At 71.0% G+C, this 19693-nt stretch carries 18 protein-coding genes, 1 tRNA gene and 1 pseudogene; 12 read left to right on the top strand and 8 right to left on the bottom strand.

Features of this window, described 5'->3' with window-relative positions:
* Nucleotides 1-91 precede the first annotated feature (91 nt).
* The 6 genes from ACN9M0_RS31335 to ACN9M0_RS31310 all read right to left on the bottom strand — a co-directional run bounded on the left by ACN9M0_RS31335 (nucleotide 92) and on the right by ACN9M0_RS31310 (nucleotide 5345).
* Nucleotides 92-790 carry a helix-turn-helix domain-containing protein gene (locus ACN9M0_RS31335; protein WP_366037663.1) on the bottom strand — a complete coding sequence of 233 codons (699 nt, stop codon included), beginning with the start codon at nucleotides 788-790 and terminating at the stop codon, nucleotides 92-94.
* The gene (locus ACN9M0_RS31330) at nucleotides 790-1689 is read right to left on the bottom strand and encodes a universal stress protein (RefSeq protein ID WP_426404594.1); all 900 of its coding nucleotides are present in this window, start codon (nucleotides 1687-1689) and stop codon (nucleotides 790-792) included. The genes ACN9M0_RS31335 and ACN9M0_RS31330 overlap by 1 nt, the downstream gene beginning before the upstream one ends.
* Nucleotides 1690-2064: 375 nt before the next feature.
* Nucleotides 2065-2259, bottom strand: coding sequence for an SHOCT domain-containing protein (locus tag ACN9M0_RS31325; RefSeq protein ID WP_366037661.1), 195 nt, complete (start codon nucleotides 2257-2259; stop codon nucleotides 2065-2067).
* Between the two features lie 145 nt (nucleotides 2260-2404).
* Nucleotides 2405-3256, bottom strand: a complete 852-nt coding sequence (locus tag ACN9M0_RS31320; RefSeq protein WP_399696902.1) for an aldo/keto reductase — start codon at nucleotides 3254-3256, stop codon at nucleotides 2405-2407.
* Between the two features lie 38 nt (nucleotides 3257-3294).
* A complete protein-coding gene (locus tag ACN9M0_RS31315; RefSeq protein ID WP_426404593.1) occupies nucleotides 3295-4323 on the bottom strand; it encodes an alcohol dehydrogenase catalytic domain-containing protein in 1029 nt (342 codons plus the stop codon).
* 44 nt (nucleotides 4324-4367) lie between these two features.
* Nucleotides 4368-5345, bottom strand: a complete 978-nt coding sequence (locus tag ACN9M0_RS31310; RefSeq protein WP_366037659.1) for an aldo/keto reductase — start codon at nucleotides 5343-5345, stop codon at nucleotides 4368-4370.
* 216 nt (nucleotides 5346-5561) lie between these two features.
* Here ACN9M0_RS31310 and ACN9M0_RS31305 point away from each other — a divergent pair, with 216 nt between their 5' ends.
* The 12 genes and pseudogenes from ACN9M0_RS31305 (at nucleotide 5562) to ACN9M0_RS31250 (ending at nucleotide 16400) form a co-directional block, all read left to right on the top strand.
* Nucleotides 5562-6458, top strand: a complete 897-nt coding sequence (locus tag ACN9M0_RS31305) for a helix-turn-helix transcriptional regulator (protein ID WP_426404592.1) — start codon at nucleotides 5562-5564, stop codon at nucleotides 6456-6458.
* 3 nt (nucleotides 6459-6461) lie between these two features.
* Complete coding sequence (locus tag ACN9M0_RS31300) at nucleotides 6462-6665, top strand: zinc finger domain-containing protein (RefSeq protein WP_426405355.1); 204 nt, start codon at nucleotides 6462-6464, stop codon at nucleotides 6663-6665.
* A 19-nt stretch (nucleotides 6666-6684) separates the two neighbouring features.
* Nucleotides 6685-7014 (top strand): annotated as a pseudogene (locus tag ACN9M0_RS31295) (site-specific integrase); the annotation flags it as partial.
* On the top strand, nucleotides 6987-7271 hold the full coding sequence (locus ACN9M0_RS31290; RefSeq protein WP_426404591.1) for a DUF2254 family protein: 285 nt from the start codon (nucleotides 6987-6989) through the stop codon (nucleotides 7269-7271). The pseudogene ACN9M0_RS31295 and the gene ACN9M0_RS31290, both read left to right, overlap by 28 nt.
* Nucleotides 7268-7765, top strand: a complete 498-nt coding sequence (locus tag ACN9M0_RS31285; RefSeq protein WP_426404590.1) for a DUF2254 family protein — start codon at nucleotides 7268-7270, stop codon at nucleotides 7763-7765. The genes ACN9M0_RS31290 and ACN9M0_RS31285 overlap by 4 nt, the downstream gene beginning before the upstream one ends.
* 82 nt (nucleotides 7766-7847) lie before the next feature.
* Entirely contained in the window at nucleotides 7848-8450 is a 603-nt protein-coding gene (locus ACN9M0_RS31280) for a TetR/AcrR family transcriptional regulator (protein ID WP_426404589.1), read from the top strand.
* Between the two features lie 116 nt (nucleotides 8451-8566).
* Nucleotides 8567-9490: a TauD/TfdA dioxygenase family protein gene (locus ACN9M0_RS31275; RefSeq protein WP_366037655.1), complete on the top strand. Its 924-nt coding sequence runs from the start codon at nucleotides 8567-8569 to the stop codon at nucleotides 9488-9490.
* Between the two features lie 44 nt (nucleotides 9491-9534).
* A complete protein-coding gene (locus tag ACN9M0_RS31270; protein ID WP_426404588.1) occupies nucleotides 9535-10878 on the top strand; it encodes an MFS transporter in 1344 nt (447 codons plus the stop codon).
* Between the two features lie 26 nt (nucleotides 10879-10904).
* Nucleotides 10905-12611 (top strand): aldehyde dehydrogenase family protein, encoded by a 1707-nt coding sequence (locus ACN9M0_RS31265; RefSeq protein ID WP_426404587.1) that lies wholly within the window; start codon nucleotides 10905-10907, stop codon nucleotides 12609-12611.
* Between the two features lie 55 nt (nucleotides 12612-12666).
* A complete protein-coding gene (locus ACN9M0_RS31260; protein ID WP_426404586.1) occupies nucleotides 12667-14280 on the top strand; it encodes a long-chain-fatty-acid--CoA ligase in 1614 nt (537 codons plus the stop codon).
* A 65-nt stretch (nucleotides 14281-14345) separates the two neighbouring features.
* On the top strand, nucleotides 14346-15125 hold the full coding sequence (locus ACN9M0_RS31255; RefSeq protein ID WP_426404585.1) for a site-specific integrase: 780 nt from the start codon (nucleotides 14346-14348) through the stop codon (nucleotides 15123-15125).
* A gap of 1201 nt (nucleotides 15126-16326) precedes the next feature.
* A tRNA-Met gene (locus ACN9M0_RS31250) sits at nucleotides 16327-16400 on the top strand.
* 447 nt (nucleotides 16401-16847) lie between these two features.
* On the opposite strand, the gene ACN9M0_RS31245 is transcribed toward ACN9M0_RS31250, so the two are convergent.
* The gene (locus ACN9M0_RS31245) at nucleotides 16848-17765 is read right to left on the bottom strand and encodes an SCO0930 family lipoprotein (protein ID WP_426404584.1); all 918 of its coding nucleotides are present in this window, start codon (nucleotides 17763-17765) and stop codon (nucleotides 16848-16850) included.
* A 247-nt stretch (nucleotides 17766-18012) separates the two neighbouring features.
* Nucleotides 18013-19599, bottom strand: a complete 1587-nt coding sequence (locus ACN9M0_RS31240; protein WP_426404583.1) for a hypothetical protein — start codon at nucleotides 19597-19599, stop codon at nucleotides 18013-18015.
* Nucleotides 19600-19693 lie beyond the last annotated feature (94 nt).

Below are 19693 nucleotides of genomic sequence, written 5' to 3'. Positions count from 1 at the left end.
TCGGACCCGATCGAGACCTGCCCGGCCCCTCCTGCCGACGGGCACCGCCCCTTCGGTTCGAGCTGACGGGCCCGGGGCGGGACCTTGTTCGTCAGGGCTCGGGGAGGGACGGCGTACCGGGAGCGCCTCGGACCAGAACACGCCGTCCTGTCACCCGCCGTGGGGAGAGCAACACGACCGTGTCCCGTTCGTCTCCGGCCCACGGTGTCGAGTACGCGGCGTCCTTGAGCGCCCGGGCCGTTGCCGGATCCGACACCTTCCGTACGGGGCCGACGAAGAGGACGCTCCAGCCCTGACTGAAGGCTTCGTCCACACGGTCCTCCTCGAAGGCGATCTCCGCGCCGGACGTCGCCGCCCGCGCGAGCGGCGCCTCCGCCGCGGTCATGAACAGGATCTCGCTGCCGACGACTTGATAGTTCACGGGGAAGATCTCCGGCCCGTCGTCGCCGGTGACAGCGACGCGGCCGACGCCGTGGTCGTCGAGCATCGCCCAGCATTCCGTTTCGTCGATCTCGTCCATCCGGGCGTGATACCCGGCCAGGGTTCCTCCGGGCGCGAGGTCCGCTGCGTATCCGGTGAGGTCCTGGACGGTCGTCTCCAGTGCGTTCGCGAGCCGGACCAGGAACTCGATCCCGGGCGCGGGCAGTTGCTCTTCCAGGAGAGCGATGTAGCCCGATGTGGATCCGGCCCGCGCGGCCACGTCCTCCCGGGACAGGCCGAGGCGGGTACGCCTGGCCTCGACGCGGCGGCCGAGGTCGCTCATGTGGCGCCGAGCGGTGGCGGGGTTCATCACAGGTCTCCCTCCGAGGGGACGGGATGGTGCTGGGGGACGACGGCGACCGGGCACGAGGCGTGGTGCAGGGCGCGGTGGGCGACCCTGCCCAGCTCCAGGCCGACAAGGCGGTCCCGGCGTCGCACCCCGACGATCAGCAGGTCGGCGGCGGCGGAGCGATCGGTCAGCTCGCGGTGGGCGGGGCCCTCGACCGTGCTTCTGCGCAGCCGTACGTCGGGGTACTCGCCGGCCGTCGCCTCCAGCGCCTTGTCGAGGAGTTCCGCGGCTCGCTGCTCGGAGTACGTGCCGGGCTCACCGCTCAGGAGAAGGTGGTCGACCGGCTCATGGGCGGGTCGTCGCCAGGCGCGTACGACGTCGAGTTCCGCGCCTCGTACGGCTGCCTCGCGAAAGGCGAACCGCACGGCCGGCGCGTCCACGTCGTGGTCGCCGATGCCCAGCAGGATCCGTTGATGGCGCGCTTCCAGGGCCTGCCGGTCCCCACGGACGACGACGACCGGGCCGTGTGCCCGGGCGGCCACGACGAGACCGACGGAGCCGAGCAGGAGGTCGGCAAGGTCTCCCCGTCCGCGGGACCCGACGACGAGGAGCATGGACTCCTGCCCCTCCCTGAGCAGCGCGCCGGACGGGTCCTCGGCGAGGACGTCCGCCGTGAGGGCGAGACCGGGTGCGCGGCGTCGGGCACGTTCCGCCGCGACGCCGACGATGTTCTCGGCGAGGACCTGGCCCGAGGGCCGGTCCATGGTCCGGGCCGGCACGACTCCCTCGTACCGTTCCCACAGGGAGGCGTGCACGATGCGCAGCGGGCGCCCGTGCCGTACGGCTTCGTCGACCGCCCAGTCCAGGGCCGCGAGACTCGCGTCGGAACCGTCGACGCCCACCACCACGGGTGAATCCATCGTCCCCACCGCCTTCCGGATACGAGAGGGCTCATTCCCACGGTCGCACCGAGCGCCGGCGCGCCGATAGGGCCGGTCGGTCCCGGGGCGACGGCCCGCCTGGACCTCACGGCGGGAGGGGCGAGGTCACGAGGGAACACGACGGGAGGAGGGCGTGAGGTCGGCACCGGCGAGGGAGCCCGCACGGGCATCCTCACCCGTTCCGCCGAAGCGCTGGAGACCGCCGACGAGCTCGACACCGTCGTCCTCGACAAGATCGGCACGGTCACGCGGGCAGGCCGGTCCTCACCGACGTGCACCCCGGCGGCAGCCGGAAGGCTTCGGAAACCGTGCACGACAGGGACTGACCACCGGCCCGATCAACCGTCAGTGACATCACGTCCCACCGCTCCGCAGGGCGCTCAGGCGCCTGCGGTACTCCTCCTCGTCGATCTCGCCGCGCGCCAGCCGTTCGCCCAGGATCTGCTCGGCTGCGGCGGGCTCCTGCCGCACACGCCGGCCCGTGGTGCGGTCCAGTGTGCGGAACACCAACACCACGGCGGTGATGAGGAGCTCCCAGAAGAGAACCATTCCAGAACCGTGCGCCGACCCGGCAGGGCGCTGTGGTGCTGTGGTGCTGTGGCGTGATCATGGTGGGCAGCTCCCGGTGGACCGTGGAGCCGGGCGGGCGCCCCGGGGGGCACCCGCGGCCGGCGAGGCGCAGGGGGTGAGGCGTTCAACCGTCCAGGCGGCGCCCTGCGAGCCAGGTGACCATCTCGGGGTCGTGGTGGTCGAAGAAAAGGGAGCTGCCGGTGTCGAGGGTGGCGATGGCCGCCATCTGCTCGTCGGTGAGCCGGAAGTCGAAGACGTCGAAGTTCTCCGCCATGCGCTCGGCACGCACCGACTTGGGGATGGCGACCACGCCGCGCTGGGTGAGCCAGCGCAGCACGACCTGGGCGACGGACTTGCCGTACTGCTTGCCGATCTCGGCGAGCAGGGGGTTGGTGAACAGGTCGTTCTTGCCTTCGGCGAAGCCGCCCCAGGACTGGATCTGCACCCCGTGCTCGCGCATGAGGTCCTGGTAGTCGGCGCGCTGGAAGAACGGGTGGGTCTCGATCTGGTTGACGGCCGGGGTGATCTCGTTGTTGACGATCAGGTCGATCAGCCGGTCGGGGTAGAAGTTGGCGACACCGATCGCCTTGACCACGCCCTCGCGGTTGAGGGCCTCCATGGCGCGCCACTGGCCGTAGACGTCGCCGAAGGGCTGGTGCATCAGGTACAGGTCGAGGTGGTCCAGGCCCAGCTTGGTCAGGGACGTCTCGAACGCGCGGCGGGTGTTGTCCTGGGCGGGGGCGTCCTGGACCCACAGCTTGGTGGTGACGAACAGCTCCTCACGCGGGATGCCGCTGGATTTGATGGCGCGGCCTACGGCTTCCTCGTTGCCGTAGGCGGCAGCGGTGTCCAGCAGGCGGTAGCCGGCGGCCAGGGCCTCGAAGACGGCGCGCTCGGTGTCCTCGGCGGGGATCTGGTAGACGCCGAAGCCGAGGAGCGGCATTTCTACACCGTTGTTCAAGGTCACGTGCTGCATGAGGGGATTCCTTCGCTGTACGGGGTGGGGGCGTGCGATCAGGGGCGGATGAGGGCCTTGAGGACCCGGCGGTCGGCCATGGCCCGGTAGGCATCCGGAGCCCGGTCGAGGGGGAAGGTCTCGTCGAAGACGCGGCCGGGGGTGATGGTGCCGTCCAGGACGTCGGGCAGCAGCTGCTCGATGTAGGCGCGGGCGGGGCTGGCACCGCCGGTCAGGGTGATGTTGCGCATGAACTCGGCGGGGCCGATCGGTCCCTGCTCGTACTGGGGGACGCCCAGGCGGCTGATGGTGCCGCCGTCCAGGACCGCGCCGAGCGCGGTGTCGAGGGCCTGGCGGGTGCCGACGGCCTCGATGACCTTGTCCACGCCGCCGGTCAGCTCGCGGATGAGGGCGATGCCTTCCTCGCCGCGCTCCGCGACCACGTCGGTGGCGCCGAACTCGCGGCCCAGGCCGGTGCGTGCCTCGTGGCGGCCGGCGAGCACGATCCGCTCGGCACCCAGCCGCTTGGCGGCGATCACCGCGCACAGGCCGACCGCGCCGTCGCCGACGACCAGCACCGCGTCGCCGCGGCGGACGCCGGCGGTGACGGCGCCGTGGTGGCCAGTGGTCATTACGTCCGACAGGGCCAGCAAGGAGGGCAGCAGCGCGGAGTCGGCGGCCACCGGCAACTTCACCAGGGTGCCCTCGGCGTACGGGACGCGGACGGCTTCGCCCTGGCCGCCGTCGACGCCGTCGAAGCCGTAGCGGCCGCCGTTGCGGCAGGAGATGTGCAGCCCCTTGGCGCAGTAGTCGCAGGTGTTGTCGCTGTGGGTGAACGGGGCGACGACCAGGTCACCGGTCTTCAGACCGGTCACGTCCGCGCCGGTCTCCTCGACGACGCCGAGGAACTCGTGCCCCATCGGGCGGCCGGTGTCGGTGGTGGGCATCGAGGCGTAGGGCCACAGGTCGCTGCCGCACACACAGGAGGCGACGACGCGCACCACGGCGTCGGTGGGCTGGACGATCTTCGGGTCGGGCCGGTCCTCGACGCGGACGTCACCGGCTCCGTACATCACTGCTGCACGCATAAGGGGTTACCGCTCCAAACGGGGGTCGTGCTGGGGGCTGGGTGTCAGCGTTCGAGCATCCGGGCCTGGGCTTCGGTGTGGGTGTCGCCGGCGGCGGGCGGCAGGCTGCTGAGCTTGTTCAGCTGCTCGGCGGTCAGGGTGACGGTGTCGGCGGCGGCGTTCTCCTCGACCCGGCTGACGCGCTTGGTGCCGGGGATCGGGGCGATGTCGTCGCCCTGGGCGAGCAGCCACGCCAGGGCCACCTGCCCGGGTGTGGCACCGGCCTCGTCGGCCAGGGCCTTGACCTCGTCGGCGAGCGCCAGGTTGCGCTGGAAGTTCTCGCCGGTGAAGCGCGGGTTGTCCCGGCGGAAGTCGTTCTCGTCGAACTGGTCGGTGGAGCGCACGGTGCCGGTCAGAAAGCCGCGGCCCAGCGGGGAGAACGGCACCAGCCCGATGTTCAGCTCCCGCAGGACGGGCAGCACCCGCTCCTCGATACCGCGGGTGAACAGGGAGTACTCGGACTGGACCGCGGTGACCGGCTGGACGGCATGGGCGCGGCGGATCGTGTCCGGACCGGCCTCGGACAGCCCGAAGGCGCGCACCTTGCCCTCGGTGATCAGCTCGCCGACGGCGCCGGCGGTCTCCTCGATCGGTGTGTTCGGATCGACGCGGTGCTGGTAGTACAGGTCGATGTGGTCGGTACCCAGCCGCTTCAGGGAGCCCTCGACCGCAGTGCGGATGTTGGCCGGGGAGGAGTCCAGGTTCCACGCGCCGTCTCCGCCGTGCGAGACCAGGCCGAACTTGGTGGCCAGCACCACCTTGTCCCGGCGGCCCTTCAGCGCCCGCCCGAGCAGCTCCTCGTTGGTGTAGGGGCCGTAGATCTCGGCAGTGTCGATCAGCGTGACGCCCAGCTCAAGGGCACGGTGCACGGTCCGGATCGACTCCGCGTCATCGGTGCCGGAGCCGGTGTAGCCGTGGGACATGCCCATCGCACCCAGCCCGATCCGGGAAACCTCCAGGTCACGCAGCTTGATGTACCGCATCTCGCCCTCTTCCGATCATGGTGTCGCCTGGTCTCTCACTCTTGCCGGCCCGGCAGGCCGTGCCCGCCGAAGTCCGGGCGGGAGCGAAGAGGCCGGCGTCTTCCTCATCCACCTTCGTCCGGATTGCTCGGGCGTGGCAGGGCGGGCTCTTCAGGGGTAATGACAGGGCCCCCCTCCCGTCCGCGGCGCGGCCGCTCACCGGGTGAAACTGGAGTCATGGCATCCCAGAGCGCGCACGGCGAGGGCGCCGAGCTGGGCCGCTTCCTGCGCGCCCGCCGCACCCAGACCAGCCCCGAGCACGTCGGCCTCACCATCGGCACCGGCATCCGCCGCACCCCCGGCCTGCGCCGCGAGGAGCTGGCCACCCTCGCCGGCATCAGCATCGACTACTACGTGCGCCTGGAACGCGGCAAGGAGACCCGCCCCAGCCCCGCCGTCCTCGACTCCCTCGCCCGCGCCCTGCACATGGACGACCAGGAACGCCAGCACCTGCGTGAACTCGCCGCACGAGCCGCCCGCTACGCCCCCGAACCGCCGCCGGCCCCGAGCCGCACCGTCCGCCCCCACCTGAAGCTGCTGCTGGAGTCACTGCGCCCGAACCCCGCCTATGTCATCAGCCGCAGCATGGACATGCTGGCCTGGAACCCCGGCGGCCTCGCCCTGTACGCGGGCCTGGAGGACTGGCCCGCCAAACACCGCAACCTGGCCCGCTACCTCTTCCTCCACCCGGCTGCGCGAGATCTATTCCCAGACTGGGACCGTCAGATCACCGCGTGCGTCGCCCGCCTGCGTGCCGTCGCCGGCACCGCCCCCGACGCCCCCGACCTGACCAACCTCGTCGGCGAGCTCCTCCTCAAGAGCCCCGACTTCGCCCGGCTGTGGGAACGCTACGAGGTCACCGGCCGTAAGCCCGCACAGAAGACCTTCCACCACCCCCGAGTCGGCACCCTCACGCTCACCTCCCAGTCCATGCAGCTGGAAGGAACTCCCGGCCAGCGCATCGGCGCCTACACCGCCGAACCCGGCACACCCGACCACGACGCCATGCTCCTGCTCGACATGACCGCGCCCGCAGCCGCGCCCCACCAGGAAGTCCCGCTCGCATCGCCCTGACCGCTGTTCTCGCCAACGGTTCTTTCCCGAGCGACGCCAAACGACGTCGAGCGTCACCCCTGTCCGCGCTGCCGGGCCGGACTCGGCTCGCCGTGCCGCTCGCGCTCCAAGGCGGTCGCCGGCACCAACCACACCGGCCGCTTCACCAAGATGTCCGGGCCCGCCAAGCCTCTGTACGTTTCCACCCCCGCCGACCGTGGGCCCTGAACACGAGGACTTGACAGGGAACACGACCAACTGGATCTGGACCGTGCGGCGCCAGACCACCCCCGCTCCCGGCGGCCTCGTGGACAAGGGGACGACGGGCAAGCGGGCCCGCCAAGTCCCCATCATCGAGGAGATCCGCCCCCTCGTCGCGCAGCGCATCCTGGCCGCCGGCCCTGATCCCGACGCCCGCATGTTCACCGGACCCCGAGGCGGCCGCATCTCCACCGCGGTCTTGCGCGACGCGACCCACTGGGACGACGTCGTCCCGAAACTCGGCTACGAGCACCTGCGCCGCCACGACCTCCGGCACACCGGACTCACATGGTTCGCGGGGATGGGACTGTCCGTCTTCACGCGCGGCGCCGCCCTGATCCGGGGCGCCGCGCCCCGCGCGGCGGATGCCCTGCCGCCGGCGGTCCGGTGCTGCGCGTCCGTGCCGTACGGGGTGGCGCCATCCAGGCCTTCGACGTGCGGGGGCTGGTCGCCGAGGCGGCGCGGCACGACTGCGTGCTCGGCGTGACCCGGCTGATCGGGGACTTCGTACCGCCCGGCACGGTGCTCGTCGAGGTGTACGGGGCACGTCCCGACCGGATCCCGTCCGGGTGACCGGCCTCATCGCCCTAGGGGCGGAGCGCACGATCGAGCAGGATCCCGCCTTCGCGCTGAGGGTCCTCGTCGACATCGCCATCAGAGCGCTCTCCCCCGCGGTGAACGACCCCACGACCGCCGTGCAGGTGATCAACTACATGGAGTGGTTCCTGCACACGGTCGGCGAGCGGCACCTTCCCGGTCGTTACGTCCTGGCCGATGGAGACGGGGCCGCCCGGCTCGTACTGCCGGGACGCGACTGGGAGGGCTACCTCCAGCTCGCCGTCTGCGAGATCCGGGACCACGGAGGCTCGTCCGTCCAGATCTGCCGTAGGCTCCGCGCCGTGCTCGAAGGGCTGCTCGAAGCCCTCTCGCCGGGGCAACACCCTTCGGCGCGTGCCGAGATGAGCCTGCTGGGGCAGGCGGTCGAGCGGGAGTTCGCAGACCCGGACCGGCGGTCGATCGCGCAGCAGGCCGACGTCCAGGGCATCGGCGGAGTGCGCCGACCCTGACACCGTCCGCCGGAGCCCTGGCGCGGGGGTGACCGGGGCCCCGGCCTCCGTGCGCGGGAAGGCCCGGCCGTAAGCTCGGGACATGGTGGGTGCGCAGGCGGACGGGGCCGGGCGAGGGCCGGGCCGGCCCCGGGAGGAACGGGTCACCGGAGCGGTTCTCCGCGCGGTCGTGGACATGGTCCACGAGCAGGGGATCGGGGCGGTGACGATGGACGCCGTCGCGGCCCGGGCCGGGGTGAGCAAACCTGCCATCTACCGCCGGTGGCCCACCAAACAGGATCTGATCATCGCCGCCGCGGAGACCCGCATCGGCACCCTGTCGGTGCCGGATCTGGGCGACTTCCGGGCGGAGCTCCGCTTCGTGCTCACCACCCGGCTGGAGGCCTACCGCTTGCCGGGGACGGACCGGCTGATCGCGGGCCTCATCGGCGCGGCGGCCGAGACGGGGGCGGTGCGCGGCCAGTACGCGGCGTACACCGAGCGCATCACGAGCGAGACGAGGCGCATCCTCGAACGTGGCATCGAGCGCGGCGACGTGAGCCCGGACACCGATGTCCGGGCCGCCGCCACGCTGGTGGCCGCCCCGCTGCTCTTCCGGCTGATCGGCGAACAGGAGATGCCCGACACCCGCTTCGTCGTCGCCCTGGTCGACCTCGTGGCCCGGGCCGTCGGCCCCGTGGGCTGACGACTTCCGCGGCGGCTGTCCGCGGCGTCGATTTTTCGTGTGTCCAGGCTCTTGCCTCACCCCACCCCAATAACGATACTCCCAGTAACGAATTTCGCCTCGTTCACGGAGGACTCATGGACAGCGCCGTCGCCACTCCCGCCCCCGCGCTCGACAAGCCGCTGATGCACTACGGGAAGCGCACGCTCGACCGCCTCGCCCCCGACGCGGCCCAGCCCGACTACCGGCTCCTGGACCTCTCCCCCCTCACCCCACACATCGGCGCCGAGATCGAAGGCGTCGACCTCTCGCGCCCGATCGGCGATGAGCTCGCGGAGGAGATCAGGCAGGCCCTGCTGGAGTGGAAGGTCATCTTCTTCCGGGACCAGCACGCCTTCGACCCGCGGTCCCAGCTCGCGTTCTCCGCCCTGTGGGGCGAGCCCGAGCCGAACCCCTTCTTCCCGAAGGGCGACAGCGTCGGAGTCTCCCGGCTCGCCAAGGACGCCATGGCCGTCGGCACCGAGAACATCTGGCACAGCGACCACTCGTTCATGGCCGCGCCGGCACTCGGCTCCGTACTGCGCGCCGTCGAGGTGCCGGCCGCCGGCGGCGACACCATGTGGGCCGACATGGCAGCGGCCTACGACAACCTCACCGACTCCATGAAGGCCCGGATCGCAGGGCTCACCGCCGAGCACGACTGGCTGCCCAGCTGGGGCTCGCTCATGACCGAGGCGCAGATCGCCGCGCACCGTGCGAACCTGCCCGCGGTCGAGCACCCCGTGGTCGTCCGGCATCCGCGCACCGGCCGCGAGCTGCTGTACGTCAACGAGCCCTTCACCACCCGGATCGCCGGCCTGTCGGACGCCGAGAGCCGCGAACTGCTCGACGAGCTCGTGCTGCAGGCCCGCATCCCCGAGTACCAGGTCCGCTTCCGCTGGCAGCCCGGCTCCGTCGCGGTCTGGGACAACATCGCCACGCAGCACTACGCGATCAGCGACTACTTCCCGCAGCGCCGGGTCATGGAGCGCATCGCCATCGCCGGCGTCCCGCTCTGCTGAACCAGCCCCCTCCCCCCTCCCCGACCAGTCTCCGCGGAGCCCCTGTGACCGACACCGACGTCGCACCCGCCGTGCCCGCCGGCACCTCGAAGACACCGAGCAGCACCCGACGCGCCTGGACCGTCACCGCGCTCCTCATCGTCTTCATGATGATCAATTTCGCCGACAAGTCGGTGCTCGGTCTGGCCGCGGAGGAGATCCGCGAGGACCTCGGCCTCACAGCGTCGGCCTTCGGACTCGCCAGCAGCGCCTTCTTCCTGCTCTTCTCCGTCTCCGGTGCCGCGGTGGGGCTGCTCGCGGACCGCATACGGCCCAAGTGGCTGATTCTGGCCATGGCCGTCCTGTGGTCCGCCTCCCAGGCACCGCTGGCGGTGGGCGGAGGGCTCGCGGTGCTCATCACCTCACGCGTCCTCCTCGGCGCCGCCGAGGGGCCTGCCTTCCCCGTCGCCCAGCAGGCCACCCTGTCCTGGTTCCCCGATCACCGACGCAACCTGCCCGGGGCCCTGATCGTTCTCGGCATCACCCTCGGCATCCTCGTCGCCGCTCCCGTCCTGACGTGGGTGATCCAGAACCACGGCTGGCGCTCGGCGGTCGCTGCGGTGGCACTCGTCGGGGTGGTCTGGGCGCTGCTGTGGGTCCGCCTCGGCGGCGAGGGACCATACGCCACCGCGTCGGCCCCCACCGGGCCGGCCGCCTCCGGAGGCGCACGGAGCGAAGGCGCGCCGGCCGGCGCCCCGACCGCGCCGCCCCCGTCGAGCGCCCCCTACCGGCGGATCGTCGCGACCCGCACCTGGATCGGCGCCACGACCGCCTACTTCGGCACCTACTGGGTCATCGCCTTCGCCCTGGTCTGGCTCCCCTCGTACCTCCACAAGGCGCTGGGCTACTCCTCGGCCGGCTCCACCCGGATGGTGATGCTGGTCTGGGGGCTGGGCGGCGTCGCGGTGCTCGGCCAGGCGGGCCTGACCGGACGGCTCCTGCGCCGCGGGGCCGCGAGCCGATGGGCACGCGGCGGGATCGGTGGCGTACTGCTGCTCGTCGGCGCCGCGGCGTGCCTCGCCCTGCCCTTCGCTCCGGCCGGTGTCCTGACCGCCGTGCTCCTGGTCGTGGGATTCGGGCTGCCGGGAGCGATGAGCAGCGTCGCCGTCACCACGGTCACGGAACTGGCGCCGGCCGACCGCCGCGGCGGCGCCCTGGGCATCATGAACGCCGTGGTGACCACCGCCGGTCTGCTCGCCCCGACGCTGATCGGGCGCCTCGTGGACACCCACGGCGCGGACGGCTACCGGTACGCGGTCCTCATCACCGGTGCCGTGCTGCTGCTGAGCGGAGCCGCCGCCCTCACGCTGATCGACCCCGACCGCGACGCCCGCCGGCTGTCCCTGTGACGCCCCATTTCCCGCAAGGACCGACGTTGAACACCAGCTCCCTTGACACCTCCCTCCTCGACCGGACCGTGGCCGACGTACGGGCCGGAGCCGCGTCCTGGACCGCCACCCCGCTCTGCGAACGCATCGCCCTCCTTGAGCGGCTGCGGTCCCGCGTCGTCGCGCGAGCGGCCCTCATGGCCGACGCGGGCAGCCGGGCCAAGGGGTACGGACCGCAGTCCCCGTGGGCGGCGGAGGACTGGATGGGCGGCCCCTGGGCCCTGGTCCAGAACGCCGCGGCGCTGCTGTACGTCCTTCGACGGATCGCCGCGGGCAAGGACCCGCTGGACCGGAGGACGGTCCGCGAGGAGAACGGCCGCACCCTGGTGGACGTCTTCCCCGCCACCGGCTGGGACACCCTGCTGCTCAACGGGTTCTCGGCCCGGGTGTGGATGCGCCCCGGCGTCACCGCGGAGCAGGCGCTGGCGTGCGCCGCGGGCGAGTACCGGGGCAGGCAGGCGGAGCCCGCCGTGACCCTGGTGCTCGGCGCCGGCAACGTCGCCGCCATCACCGCGCTCGACATCCTGCACAAGCTCTACGCCGAGGGCCAGGTCGTCATCGCGAAGATGAACCCGGTCAACGCCTATCTGCGCCCCCACTTCGAGGACGTCTTCGCCGAGTTCGTCGAACGGGGCTGGCTGCGCTTCGTCGACGGCGGCGCGGCCGAAGGCGGCTATCTCTCCCGCCACCGGGGCGTCGACACCCTGCACATCACCGGAAGCGACCGCACCCACGACGCCATCGTCTGGGGCACCGACGAGGACGCCGAGCGCCGCCGCCAGGCCGACCTGCCACTGATCTCCAAGCCCTTCAGCAGCGAACTGGGCGGCGTCAGCCCCTGCATCGTGACGCCGGGGCCGTGGAGTGCCGCCGACTTCCGCTTCCAGGCCGAGCACATCGTCACCAGCAAGATGAACAACTCGGGCCACAACTGCATCGCCAGCCAGATCCTCGTCCTGCCACGGGACTGGCACGGGACCGAGCGGCTGCTCGACGAGATCCGCACGGTGCTGCGCGAGCTGCCCCCGCGTACCGACTACTACCCCGGCGCCGCCGACCGCCTCGCCTCCGTACGAGCGGCCCACCCGACGGCGGAGGAACTCGGAGACGGCTGCCGGCTGCTCGTACCCGACATCGCCGACCATGACGACCCGCTCATCAGCGACGAGGTCTTCGGCAGCGCCCTGGGCGTCGTCCGCCTGCCCGGCGCGACTCCGGACGCGTTCCTGCGCCGTGCCGTCGGCTTCGCCAACGACACCCTTCCCGGCACCCTCGGCGCGACCCTGATCGTCCATCCGCGGACCGAGAAGGCGCACCAGGACGCCGTCCGCTCCGCGATCACCGATCTGCGGTACGGCACGCTGGGCGTCAACTGCTGGTCGGGCGTGGGCTTCCTGCTCGGATACACCCCTTGGGGGGCCTTCCCCGGCCACACCCGCCAGGACATCGGCAGCGGCATCGGCTTCGTGCACAACGCGTTCATGCTCGAAGGCATCGAGAAGACCGTACTGCGCGCTCCGTTCGCCCCGGCCCCGCGCGGCCTGCTCATCGGTGATCCTTCCCTGTCCCCGCGCCCTCCTTACTTCGTCACCCACCGCAGGGCCGGGACCACGGTGGAGCGCCTCACCCGCTTCACCGCGGCGCCGAGCCCCGCGAAGCTGCCCGCCCTGTTCGCCGCCGCGCTGCGGGGCTGACAGCCGCTCCGACCACCGGAACCCACGCATCCGCCGCACCCTCAACGGAGACCCCATGCTCAACCTCGCCGCCCTGCTGGAGAACAGTGCCCGTGCCGTGCCCGACCGTACGGCGGTCGTGCTGGGCGTCCAGCGCCTGACGTACGCGGAGTTGGACACGGCTGCCCGCCGCGTCGCGAACCTGCTGCGCTCACGGGGCATCAACCCGGGCGACAAGGTCGCGCTGTCGTGCCCGAACGTCCCGTGGTTCCCGATCGTCTACTACGGCATCCTCAAGGCGGGCGCGGTGGCCGTACCGCTCAACATCCTGCTCAAGAGCCATGAGATCGCCTACCACCTGGCCGACTCCCAGGCCAGGGCGTACTTCTGCTTCGAGGGAGGCGCCGAGCTCCCGCTCGGGCAGGAGGGCTGGCAAGGATTCGGCGGGACGCCGGGGTGCGAGCAGTTCTTCCTGCTGCCGTCCACCCCGTCCGGGGGCTCTCCCATCGAGGGTGCGGAGACGCTTACGGAGGCGCTGGCCGGTCGGAGCGCGGACTTCGAGACCGTGGCCACGGAGCCGGGCGACACTGCGGTCATCCTGTACACGTCCGGCACCACGGGTCGGCCGAAGGGGGCTGAGCTCACCCATTCCAACGTGATGATGAACGTGCTGAGCTGCCACAAGCTGTTCGGTGAGGTCGAGCACGACGTCCACCTGATCGCGCTGCCGCTGTTCCACTCCTTCGGCCAGGTCGTGCAGATGAACACGGGTATCGCGTCGGGGGCCACGCTGGTGCTGCTCCCGCGCTTCGACGCCGGCGCGGCCCTCGCCCTCATGCAACGCCATGCCGTCACGTTCTTCGCGGGCGTGCCCACCATGTTCTGGTCCCTGCTAGAGGCGGACTGCGCCGACGTGGACCTGCCCCGGATCGCCGAGAACCTGCGCATGGCGGGGTCGGGAGGTTCCGCCCTCCCGGTGGAGATCCACCGCCGCTTCACCGAGCGGTTCGGTGTCACGATCCTGGAGGGGTACGGCCTCTCCGAGACCAGTCCGGCCGCCACCTTCTCGCCGCGGGGAGAGCCGGTGCGGCCCGGGTCCATCGGCCGCCCGGTCTGGGGAGTGGAGGTGGACCTGGTCGACGAGGACTGGACGCCGGTCCGGGGCGCCGACGCGATGGGTGAGATCGTCGTCCGCGGACACAACGTCATGAAGGGCTATTTCAACCGGCCCGACGCGACGGCCGAGGTGATGCGCGACGGCTGGTTCCGCACCGGTGACCTGGCACGTCGTGATGCCGACGGCTGGTTCTACATCGTCGACCGCGCCAAGGACATGATCATCCGCGGCGGCTTCAACGTGTACCCGCGCGAGATCGAGGAGGTCCTGCTCACGCATCCCGCCGTGAGCATGGCGGACGTGATCGGCGTTCCGCACGAGCGCCACGGTGAGGAGATCAAGGCCTGCGTGGTGCTCGCCCCGGGAGCGACGCTCTCCGAGGACGAGCTGACCGGCTGGTGCAAGGAGCGGATGGCGGGCTACAAGTACCCCCGTCTGGCGCAATTCCTCGATGTCCTGCCCACCAACGCCACGGGCAAGATCCTCAAGCGCGAACTCCAGGACGCGGCCTCCGCGACCGCCGCCGCGGGCGTCGCAGAGACACGGCCCGCGGACCTGCGGGAGGCCCGCTGAGGTAGGCGGTGCGGTTCGTCCGGCCGGCCGTACGCGGAGGACCGTCTTCGGGCGCAAGTCCTTAGGTGGAACGACGACGCATCGGCCACCGGACGAGGACTTGCGGCCTCATTGGTACCGGCATGCGTAAGGGCGAAGCCCTGGGCCTGCACCGGAACGACGTCCACCTCACCGAAAGCGCCCTCTCCGTGCGCTTCACCCTTTCCGCGATCGACGACAACCACCTCGTCATCACGACGCCGAAGACCCGCTCCAGCCGCGCCTGGGTCGCCATCTCACCCCGCGTCGCCACCGCGCTCCGGCACCGAGCAACGCCAACAGCCCGCATGAAGGGAGATCCTGACGATCCCTCCACCGGACTCGTCTTCTGTAGACCCGACGGCCGACCGCTCGGCCCCCACCACGTCCTCGACCGGCTCCACCAGCTGTCCGAGGAGGCCGGCGTCCCGCGGATCACGGTCCATGACCTGCGGCACCTTGCGGCCACCATCACGATCACGGCCGGCGTGCCCCTGACCGTGGTCTCCAAGACGCTGCGGCACTCCGCCCCGTCCACGACCGCGAACATCTACAGCCACCCCACCCGGCAAGCCGCCCGCGAAGCCGTCGACACCATCGACCGCACCCTCACCGAAGCCGAGAAAGCCAGCCACGAGACCGGCCCCCCGGCATGGCTGCGACCACCACGCGACCACATCCAGCGGCTCGGCGCAGTCGTCCGACGGCTCCGCTCCCCCGCGCCGCCGGCCTTCAGCGCCACGGCCGCCCGGCCGCAGACTGGACGTGCGACCACATTGCGACCACCACGTCCCTGGACGCGCGAAAGGCCGTCCTCCCATGGATGAGAGAACGGCCTCCGACCTGCGTTTCCGCATGGTCGGGACGACAGGATTTGAACCTGCGACCCCTTGACCCCCAGATGTGCGGGTCGGGGGTATTTTCTGAACATAGCGGACTTAATCCGGGCGCATATCGTGCACGTGACGGCCAGTCGTGCACCATCGCGCATGCTGTGTGGTCCCCAACTGGTCCCCAACTCCCGTCCGGGCTCAGCCTCATACGACTCCGCGATCCTTCCAACCGACAACGAAGCAGCGAACCGCCCCGCCTGCCAAGGCGGTCTGCCGATACCATCCCGATTCTGGGCTGGAGACACCCTTCATGGGTGTATGTCAGCCTCATGGCGTGGCCCAAGCCCGGCAATCTTCTCAGAAGGTCGTCCACGCCCTTCTGTGCAGCAGCGTATGCAGCCAAGCTCCGCAGCACTTCCAAACCATGCGAGGGGCCGGATGCGGTCACACCTAGCCGGTGCCGGTCCGCATCTATCTCCCTGCCAAACGACTCCAGACTCTGCACGCACTGCCGGATCGTCCTGCGCCACGGATCGCTACTGGGAGCGATCTCCAACGTTCGTTTGACTTGCCGTTCCACGACCAACTCATAAGGACCCTCGCGGTGGAGAGCAACCACGTCGTCCAGAGGAAACTCCCTCTAAGGGGAGCTTGTTGTGACCACGCCCCCGCGCCATGTCTACGGTCTGACTCGGGCCGACGTCGCCGGACAGCCCGCTTGGGCATGGGTCGGTGAAGGCTCGCTCGCGACTCTGGCATCCGACCGGATCACCGCGCGAGTGGGAGACGCTGCCCTTGGACCGGCAGGAGCACGAAGCGCTCGTCGAGCACGTCATGGACGCACTCCAGCGGTACGGGACCTGTCTCAGGACGACGCCGGACGGGGCCGGATGGCTGTACGTACAGCACGTACCGGTCCGCCGTTCGGTGGCTGACGTCGTACGGAAGCTGGTGGTCCTCAGCGCCTGGGAGCCGTTCAGAGAGGCGCCCGGCCCACGGAAAATCGCTCCGCACGAGGGACTCGTCGGGCTGCGTGAGAGCAGTTCTCGGGAGTACCGCGCCTACACCGTCACATGGTCCGGCATCGCGTGTCTGCTCGGGGCACCCGCGTTGTACAACCCCTTCCGTACGGCGCAGCTGAGCAACCCGATTGGTCTTGGTGGTGCCGTGGCTAGCGTAGTGTTGCACCTACCGACGCGGGGTGGAGCAGCTCGGTAGCTCGCTGGGCTCATAACCCAGAGGTCGCAGGTTCAAATCCTGTCCCCGCTACTGAAGTCAGATGAGGCTCGGATCCTGTGGATCCGGGCCTCATCTGTGCTGCTCTGGCGAGCACCTTCACCCGTGCTGCGACTGACGTCGCTGTCGGTTTTGGTGCACGGCGCGGGAAGCGACCGGCACGAAGGCCGCGGTCGGCAGGACAACTTCGTGCCTTCAGAGCACCGTTGGCCCGAAGCCCACGTCCGCAACGTCCTCATGCCCGAGGCCCCGTCGAAGCCGAGTCCCTGGCGAATCGCAGCATTCGCCCCCCCGCTGCGACGGATCGGACGCCTGCTGCCGCGTTGCAGGAGCCGACTCCCGAGTCGGTACATGGACGACAACAGAGTCCCACCCACGAGCCCATCCATCGCGCCCACAGGAATGACGAAAACCTCAGGAGGGGACGTTTCGGATGTTCTCCGAAACGCCCCCTGACCGGTCTTCCGGGAGCCGGCGCGGCTACTTGGCCAGCTTGCCGTCGGGGCGGACCGTGAACCACGTGCCGTTCACCCCGTGGCCGCTGGTGTCGCCCGGCTCCTTGTCGCCCGTGTACCAGTACAGCGGCCAGCAGTCGAGAGTGAGCTGCTGGGTGCCGTCCGGGCGCTTGTACGGGATGACGAGCTTCGGGTCGATGCCCTTGAGGTCCTTCTTGTCGACGAGCTTGGCCGGCTTCCAGAGCTTGAGGCAGTCGCCCTGGCAGTTGGACTTCATCGGCCAGGCGGTGTCCTTGGTGAAGCGGTAGAGCGTACGTCCCTTGCCGTCGCGGACGATCGTGCCGAGCTTCTCGTCCTTCACCGTGGACAGGGCCGGGAGGTTCTTCTGCGCCGGGGGCCCGCTCGGCGGCGTCGTCTCCTCGGTCCCGCCCCCCGCCCCTGCCTTGGCCTTCGTGCCGTCGGGCGCGGCCGCGAACCAGGTGCCGCCGACGCCCTGTCCACGGGTCTGCCGGGGCGCGGTGTCCTGCGCGTAGCGGTAGAGCGGCCAACCGGCGAGCGTGACTTGCAGGGAGCCGTCGGCGCGCTTCACCGAACCGAGCAGCGCCGCGTCCAGGCCGCGGCCCGCCGTGACGTCGTCGACGAGCACCGGAGGCCAGGTCGCGGCGCAGCCCTCTGCACAGTTCGAGGTGGGCGGGTTCGCCGTGTCCTGGTCGAAGCGGTAGAGGGTGAACCCCGCGCCGTCCGTGACGACCGGGCCCAGCTCCTTGCTCTGCCAGACGCTCAGGCGCCCCGCCTTCGAGGGCTGCCCCCCGGTGTCCGAGGCGGCCGGGCGCTCGGGGGAGCCGGCGCCGGTCACAGCCGTGTCCGGGGAGGCCCCGCAAGCCGCCGTCAGCATGACCGCCGCGACCGTCAGTACCGCCGGAACCACAGTGAATTTACGCATGAGGATCCCTCTTTCCGAATTTCTGAGTTTCCGTATTTCCGCGTTCTTGGAGGACGGTGTCGCCGCCGTGTTTCGAAGGGGCCCGCCCCGGCAGCGGGGAGGAGGCCGGCCGACTGCCGGGGCGGAGTCTTTGATGCGGATACCGTTTCGGTCCGCCGCCCAGAAGCGCGTCACTTCGCAAACGGCCCGTGCGGGCCGGGGGTTCAGACTCCGGGAGTATTTCTTTTCCGAATGCGTGCCGGGGAGGTCACACCCGTCCGGTGCCCGCGCCCGCCAGCGTCTGTGTGGGGACGGTCACGCGGAGGCCGAGCACGCCCAGGTCCACGGTGCCGTCGGAATCCGCGTACCACCGCCAGTGCGCGCCGGGCACGTCACCGACGGCCAGTACGATCCAGCCGCCGCCCGCGGGCGCGGACAGGTCCGCGAGAGCCCGTGCCTCCTCCGCGGTCGGCGCGTCCTGGAGCACGATGAATCCGGTGACCTCGCCGCTTCGGGCGACCCCGCGCACCAGACCGACGCCCAGCTCCTCGGCGGCGTTGAGGACCTCCTCGGGCGCCTTGTCCCGCACCTCCGCCACCCCGCGGACCCGCACCACACCGTTGAGGCCGGGCAGTGCGCTCGCGCTCGGGTCCACCGACACGACCACCGTGCTCTGCCGGGGGAGTTCGAGGAGCCCGCGCACCAGCGCCGCCACGGTGTCCTGGGCTACGGTGAGGTCGCCGCGGATGCTGAGCGCGCCGTTGATCTGCCCGAGGTCCACCATGGCCTGCGCCCCCCGGTCGCTCACTCCGAGCCTGGCGAGGTGGGGCAGCGCCAGAGTCGGGTCGGCCGTCGGATCGCTCTCGACGACGACAGGCAGCCCGGTGCGCTCCCAGCGGTTCATGTCCAGCGCGGTCCACGGCGCGGGGGCCGTGTGGCCGCCCGACACCGAGGCGAGCAGCTTCGTGGGTTCGGCGAGCACGCTGTAGACGCGTACCGGCCGCTCCGTCTTCGGCTCCGCGCCGGCAGCGGGGATCAGCTCGCGCAGTGCCTGCCGCACCACCACCGGCGTGCGGGTGTCCGCCGCGAGCCGCCGAGCCAGCACGGTGCGCCGGCGACGGCGGAGCGCGAGCGCCAGGCCGCGTGGGAGTCGAGGCCGCAGCACACGGGCGCCCCGGGCGATCGTGGAGCCCGACGCGCGGGCGGCTCGGGCGATGCGACGGCGCGCGACGATCGCCACGGTCAGGGCGGCGACGCCGCCGACGCCACCGATCAGCCAGGGCAGCTGGATCCGGTTGCCGAACACGCCGAAGGATCCCGCCGTCCGGCTGGTGGTGGTGGTACGGACAGCGGGGGCCGCGCTCTGCCCGGTGCTCGCCGACGCGTCGACGGCCGCCTCGGGCAGCACGCCGAACTCCACGCCCGGCCCCTTCGCGTCCTCCGGCAGGATCAGCGCGAAGTCCGGGACGAGCTGCTCGGGACTCACGAACACCGAGCCGTCCGGAAGCGGGCGCCCGCTGTTGAGGACCAGCACCTCCTCGAACCGGTTGCCGTCGCCGAGCGTGCGCCGCGCGATCTCGAACAGGGTCTCCTGCTGACCGCCTCTGTTCTGCGGGGCCTTGATCACGTAGTACTTCGTCAATTCCTCGGCACGCACGGCCTGAGGGAGCCGGTTCTGTACGGAGGCGAAGGCCGCGGCGGACGCCTGAGCCCGTACGGAGTCCCGTGCGTGGGCCGGTCCGGGCAACGCCAGCGCGGCCACGGCCACGAAGCCGCACACCGCCGTCACTCGTGCCGCGGTGCGCCGCGGCGCCGTCCACCGCGCGTCGTTCGTCTTCCTCGGGGCGTCACGCATCTTTCTCGTCCTCCTCCGGCAGGGGCCTGGTGACGCGCACCGCTGGTCGCGTCGGCCGTCAAACGCACCTGACCGCGGGTCGGTTCAAACGAGC

Origin of the sequence: Streptomyces sp. R-07, from assembly GCF_049913175.1 — a bacterium.
Lineage (GTDB): Bacteria > Actinomycetota > Actinomycetes > Streptomycetales > Streptomycetaceae > Streptomyces.
The sequence above is the reverse complement of the archived record's forward strand: the minus strand, read 5'-3'. Positions and strand labels throughout refer to the sequence as shown.

What these genes read in the sequence shown, in the direction of transcription:
- ACN9M0_RS31280 (WP_426404589.1), top strand. Translation starts at nt 7,848, where the DNA reads ATGGTGGGTGCGCAGGCGGACGGGGCCGGGCGAGGGCCGGGCCGGCCC.
- ACN9M0_RS31320 (WP_399696902.1), bottom strand. Translation starts at nt 3,256, where the DNA reads ATGCAGCACGTGACCTTGAACAACGGTGTAGAAATGCCGCTCCTCGGC.
- ACN9M0_RS31260 (WP_426404586.1), top strand. Translation starts at nt 12,667, where the DNA reads ATGCTCAACCTCGCCGCCCTGCTGGAGAACAGTGCCCGTGCCGTGCCC.
- ACN9M0_RS31315 (WP_426404593.1), bottom strand. Translation starts at nt 4,323, where the DNA reads ATGCGTGCAGCAGTGATGTACGGAGCCGGTGACGTCCGCGTCGAGGAC.
- ACN9M0_RS31325 (WP_366037661.1), bottom strand. Translation starts at nt 2,259, where the DNA reads ATGGTTCTCTTCTGGGAGCTCCTCATCACCGCCGTGGTGTTGGTGTTC.
- ACN9M0_RS31310 (WP_366037659.1), bottom strand. Translation starts at nt 5,345, where the DNA reads ATGCGGTACATCAAGCTGCGTGACCTGGAGGTTTCCCGGATCGGGCTG.
- ACN9M0_RS31330 (WP_426404594.1), bottom strand. Translation starts at nt 1,689, where the DNA reads ATGGATTCACCCGTGGTGGTGGGCGTCGACGGTTCCGACGCGAGTCTC.
- ACN9M0_RS31335 (WP_366037663.1), bottom strand. Translation starts at nt 790, where the DNA reads ATGAACCCCGCCACCGCTCGGCGCCACATGAGCGACCTCGGCCGCCGC.
- ACN9M0_RS31305 (WP_426404592.1), top strand. Translation starts at nt 5,562, where the DNA reads ATGGCATCCCAGAGCGCGCACGGCGAGGGCGCCGAGCTGGGCCGCTTC.
- ACN9M0_RS31245 (WP_426404584.1), bottom strand. Translation starts at nt 17,765, where the DNA reads ATGCGTAAATTCACTGTGGTTCCGGCGGTACTGACGGTCGCGGCGGTC.
- ACN9M0_RS31240 (WP_426404583.1), bottom strand. Translation starts at nt 19,599, where the DNA reads ATGCGTGACGCCCCGAGGAAGACGAACGACGCGCGGTGGACGGCGCCG.
- ACN9M0_RS31290 (WP_426404591.1), top strand. Translation starts at nt 6,987, where the DNA reads ATGGTTCGCGGGGATGGGACTGTCCGTCTTCACGCGCGGCGCCGCCCT.
- ACN9M0_RS31275 (WP_366037655.1), top strand. Translation starts at nt 8,567, where the DNA reads ATGGACAGCGCCGTCGCCACTCCCGCCCCCGCGCTCGACAAGCCGCTG.